This window comes from Kribbella sp., assembly GCF_035687465.1.
Classification (GTDB): Bacteria; Actinomycetota; Actinomycetes; order Propionibacteriales; family Kribbellaceae; genus Kribbella.
On sequence record NZ_DASRXP010000111.1, the window covers coordinates 1 to 4,572 of the forward strand.

At 65.1% G+C, this 4,572-nt stretch carries 5 protein-coding genes; 1 reads left to right on the forward strand and 4 read right to left on the reverse strand.

Features of this window, described 5'->3' with window-relative positions; all coding sequences use genetic code 11:
• The 4 genes from VFG33_RS05540 to VFG33_RS05555 form a co-directional block, all read right to left on the reverse strand.
• The coding region (locus VFG33_RS05540; protein ID WP_325023079.1) for a nucleotidyltransferase domain-containing protein at positions 1-216 on the reverse strand (216 nt) is incomplete at its 3' end.
• 44 nt (positions 217-260) lie between these two features.
• On the reverse strand, positions 261-1,739 hold the full coding sequence (locus VFG33_RS05545) for an ATP-binding protein (protein WP_325023080.1): 1,479 nt from the start codon (positions 1,737-1,739) through the stop codon (positions 261-263).
• A gap of 117 nt (positions 1,740-1,856) precedes the next feature.
• The gene (locus tag VFG33_RS05550) at positions 1,857-2,672 is read right to left on the reverse strand and encodes a nitroreductase/quinone reductase family protein (protein ID WP_325023081.1); all 816 of its coding nucleotides are present in this window, start codon (positions 2,670-2,672) and stop codon (positions 1,857-1,859) included.
• A gap of 339 nt (positions 2,673-3,011) precedes the next feature.
• Complete coding sequence (locus tag VFG33_RS05555; protein WP_325023083.1) at positions 3,012-4,112, reverse strand: carotenoid 1,2-hydratase family protein; 1,101 nt, start codon at positions 4,110-4,112, stop codon at positions 3,012-3,014.
• Positions 4,113-4,242: 130 nt separating this feature from the next.
• Between VFG33_RS05555 and VFG33_RS05560 the strand changes: the two genes are divergently transcribed.
• Positions 4,243-4,572, forward strand: a 330-nt coding sequence (locus tag VFG33_RS05560; RefSeq protein WP_325023085.1) for a TetR/AcrR family transcriptional regulator, incomplete at its 3' end; no start/stop codon positions are given.

Here is a 4,572-nt window from a genome sequence, read left to right on the forward strand (position 1 = left end):
TCCCCCGATCTCGGAAACCTCGCCCGGCCAGCCGACGGCCCGCAGATCTTCAGGAGAGAACGGCCCGCGGTAGTACACCGCAAAGTCCCAATCGCTCCCCGGCCCCTGAGCCCCCGTCGCCCGAGAACCCCCCAACGCCACCGCCTCCACCCACGGCAACGCCGCCAGCCGCCCACTCACATACCCCAAGAACGCCTCGTCATCATGAACCTGCATGACCGCCAGGGTATGAAAACCAAGACCGAGGTGCAGGTCGTTTGTCAGTGGTAAAGGTCTTCGAGGGTAACGAGCTGGACGTCGTCCCGATCGGCCGCAGCTCGCAGGGCATCACTGAAACCCTCTGCGCTGAAGCAAGTCAGGAGGCATCCGGCGGTATCGAGGCCACGGTGAGAAAGGAGCTCCCGGGCCCGGGTGAGACGGTCAAGGTGGTTGATGCCCATCACGGTGCCCCATTTGGCTTCGCCGAGCATCGCCACTCTGACTCTGGCGGTCCCCCGGGGCCGTTCGGTGACTGCGACATCGACCTCGATCTGCTGATGCCGGGTTGCATCGCTGACAACGCCGCGGCCGACTTGTCCCAAGGAGCCATCGAGCAGGGACTGACCAGCACCCAACATGTATTCACGGCAGATGGTCTCGAAGTGCGGGCCGGCGACCTTCGCGGAGAAGCGCTCGCCCGACTGCGCCCAGACCTCGTTTCCCTGGCCTGATTCCAGTCGTGCCCAGGCCGGCCGCATCACCGACTCGTAGAAGTTGATCAGCGGTTCAGTGATCCGGTACTGCGCTCTGCCTGACCTGAACATGTCTTCCTCACGCTCGAGCAGATGGCTGTCCTCCAGCACATTGAGCGGATGCGAGATGTCGACGGCCTTGCGCCCGATGTAGTTCGCGATCCCGCCGCGGGTGGAGTTTCCTTCCGCTACCGCGGCGAGCACGGAGTGATAGAGCGCCGTGTCCCTGATATCGGTCTCCTCGGCCAGGAGATACCGCGCCTCCCGGAAGAGCGGGCTCAGCGGCGACAACACCGTCCGGGAGATCCATTCGTCGAAGTCCTGCAGGCTCGTAGGAGCGTCGTCGGCCAGGAACTGCCGTCGGTAGGCAGGAGTGCCGCCAAGGACCGCGTGCAATCTGGCGGCAAGAGCCGGGTCGTCCGCGACACCCCAGAACTCGGCCGAGTCCCGATAGCCGAACGGCCGGACCACGAGTTCGAGTTGCGCCCGCCCGCGCAGCGGCGCAGTACGGGCCAGCAGGCCGCCCATCACCGACATCGCCGATCCGCACAACATCAGCCGCATCGAGCTCGGCTCGACCTGGAAGCGGTCGATCTCGCGCTGGATCACCGAAGGGAGCTCCGGTGCGGTTTTGGCCAGATAGGGGAACTCGTCGATGACGACCAGTAGCGGGCCGTCCGAACGATTCGGCGCCGCCAGACTGAACAGATAGCTGATCGCGTCGTCCCACGTCGCGAAGGAGAAAGGCGACGGCGACCCGGCGTACGAGGCTAAGGCCGTTCCGAACTGGCGCAGCGACTCTCCTGCGGTCGCTGCTGTCGCTCCGAAGTAGAACCCGCGCTGCTGCTCGACCAGGGCACGGAGCAGGTAGGTCTTGCCCATCCGTCGGCGTCCGCTGACAACACCCAGCATGGCGTGGGTGGCCGGCCTCGTCACGAACGAGGCGAGACCTGCCCACTCGGCATCCCGGCCGAAGACGTGCGGCGGCTTGATGACAGCGTCGACCATGCAGCTCCGATTCTTAGGACTATACTTTTAAGAAGTGTACTCCTAAGAATCTGTGAGCCCGTACCCCGCCACGCAGAGCCCGGGCGGCTCCGATTGCGCGGAGCCGCCCGGGGGTGGTCAGAAGATGTGGATCAGGTGTTTCTCTTCGTGGTCCAGGTGGTTGTTGAGGGTTTCGATCAGGTGGTCGAGCTCGGGGAGGACCGAGGTGGGGGTGGGGGTTGAGATCAGCTGTTGGAGGTCGTCCAGGAGGAGGGCGATCTTGTCGTGGTCGGACTGGAGTTGGGTGATGGTGGGAGCCAGTTCGGGATAACGGGCCAGCAACGCGGGGAACATGCCATCGGTCTCGTGGGTGTGGTGGATGTGGAGGCCCTGGCAGAGGGTGAGGCAGTTGATCCGGAGTTGAGCGCCGAGGGTTGGCCCGGAAGTGGCCACCTCGCGGCGGATCAGGGCGAGTTCCCGGCGGAACGCGCCGTGGATGCGCTTGAGCATCTCGCCGAAGGACGAGGTGTTCGGCGGTCCCCAAGCGACCTGCCGCAGGGCGACCACCGGGATCGTGCGGGTGGTCTTGGACTGGTACTCGCCCCAGCCGGGATCGGCTTCGGTCAGGCGGGCGAAGATCTCGTCGCGTTCCGTGCCGTGGAGTGGTTCCGCGCGAGCTTCGTAGGTGAAGGTGCCGTCCTCGACGGTGACGACGGGGTCGGCGAGCAGGTTGTGGTACCAGTCCGGGTGCTTCGGACCACCACCCGCGGAGCCCACGATGAAGATGCGGTCGTCGGTGTCGGGGTAGTAGCCGAGGATCGTCGTGTGCGGTCGGCCGGAGCGGGCGCCGGTGGTGGTGAGCAGAAGCAGCCGCGCTCCGTCGAAGGGGCCGCCGACCTGGCCGGCGTTGGCGCGGAACTCGGTGATGATCTGCTGGGTGAAATCGTTGAGCATTCTCCTCTTTCCATCAAAGACAGGTAAATGGGCAGCACAAAGCGCCCCGAAAGAATTCAGCGCAGCACTGAGCGCTGCGTTGCGAAGGTGGTGTGCGGCAGCACGAAGGACTGCCGGGAGACGCGACCCAGGGGGTAGACCGTGGCGTCGCGGGATACGTAGTACGCGCTGAAAGCACGTAGATCAAGGAGAAGGCGGGCCTCTAGCGGCCCTGCCGGCGCTCAGAGCGCAGCCGGGTACCCAACTCGTTCTTGGCTCAAGGCCGACCCGGTAGTCACGGAGAAGAGCTTAGGCGATATACCGGGTCAGGCAAAGTCCCATCGCAAAGTTCGGGGTTATTCAGGCGTCGAGGTTTTTGCCGAAGTACATGAGTTCCCAGAGACCGGGAGCGGTGATGGTCGCGGCCTCGCCGGAGAGCCGTTCCACCGTCACCTGACCGGTGAAGCGCAGGTACGCGCCGTCGAAGCCGACCAACCGGGCGAGCAACCGCTTGAGGCCTTTGACCGAGTTGATCATCGGGTTCTGCACGATGGTCTTCTCGCGCCGGAACGTGACCCGGTAATGCTCGCCGCCCTCGGACCCGGCGTCGTACTCGTAGACGACGACGTCGGCGACGGGTTTGCTGGTGACGGGATCGAGGTGCTCCTCGGACTTGCTGAAGTGCACCAGCGAGGCGTTGTCCGCGATGATCTTGCCCTCCTTGGCCAGCAGGAAGATCGGGGTCTCGGCGTACCCGTACTTCTTCTCGCCGGTGATGTACGAGGCGATCACGGTGTAGTCGTCCACCCGGGCGCGAGCCCAGTACCAGTGGTGGATCAGGTCCTTCATGGGCGCGTCGCCCCAGTTGTGGTCGTGGTAGCCGATGCCCTTGAGGTGCTCGGTCTTCCCGTCGATCGTCAGGATCGCGTCGACCTCTCCCTGCGGTACCGACGGCAGCCAGGCGAAGGTCCGCCGCTTGTCTCCGTCACCGAAGTACATGTGGCCGGTCTCCGGACGCCACGACGGCACCTGGCCGGTCAGCCTGACATCCGCGCTCACACCGTCCAGCTCCACCCGGATGTTGTACGTGTGCAGGTCACCCGAGATGGTGTTGGCTCCCATGTGCACATCGCAGTGCCCGGTCGAGGAGAAGAACGCATCCTCGGCCACGTGGACGGAGCGTTCGACATGAGTACCGTCCGCCCGGTCCAGCTCGAACGTGACCAGCGGTGCCGGTGGCTGGTCGAGGCCCTTGCCACCACGGATGTCCTTCACCAGGAAGTTGATCACCAAGGTCGCTCCGTCGTCGAGGACGGCATCGAAGTACCACCACTCGAAGGTGCCCGGGCCGCCAGGGCTGGTGCGGAAGCCGTCCTCCCAGGGGGCGATGTCCCCGCGCGCGATCCCCAGCTGCTGGTAGTCGGCGGCCTGCTCGGCCATCCGGAAGGGCTCGGTCTTCATTCCCTGTCTCCCTGTCTCGGTGAAGAATGCGCCGGGCGGCTCTCTTCATCGATAATAGACGTCTGGTAATTTATTGCAAGCGCCGCGAAGCACGGAACGACGGTCAGGACGCTGGTACGGAGGAGGATCGGTGCGGGAGACAGGAAAGCGGGGCCGGGGGCGGCCGCCGGCGGGGACGGGACTCGACTCGGCGGCGGTGCTGGAGGCGGCGCTCAAGGCATTCGCCGAGCGCGGCTTCGACGGGGTTTCCGTCCGCGAACTGGGTCGTGAGATCGGCGTCAGCCACGCCCTGCTCAACGCGCGCTTCGGCAGCAAGGAAGATCTGTGGTTCGCGACCATGGAGCGATGCATGACCGACCTCGAAGAACGATTGCTCGCGGTCGGACTGGACCCTGAGATGGACGATCTCGAGGCGGTGCGGCTCGCCATCATCGGCTACGTGACCTTCAGCGCCGAACGC

What these genes read in the sequence shown, in the direction of transcription:
- VFG33_RS05555 (WP_325023083.1), bottom strand. Translation starts at nt 4,112, where the DNA reads ATGAAGACCGAGCCCTTCCGGATGGCCGAGCAGGCCGCCGACTACCAG.
- VFG33_RS05550 (WP_325023081.1), bottom strand. Translation starts at nt 2,672, where the DNA reads ATGCTCAACGATTTCACCCAGCAGATCATCACCGAGTTCCGCGCCAAC.
- VFG33_RS05545 (WP_325023080.1), bottom strand. Translation starts at nt 1,739, where the DNA reads ATGGTCGACGCTGTCATCAAGCCGCCGCACGTCTTCGGCCGGGATGCC.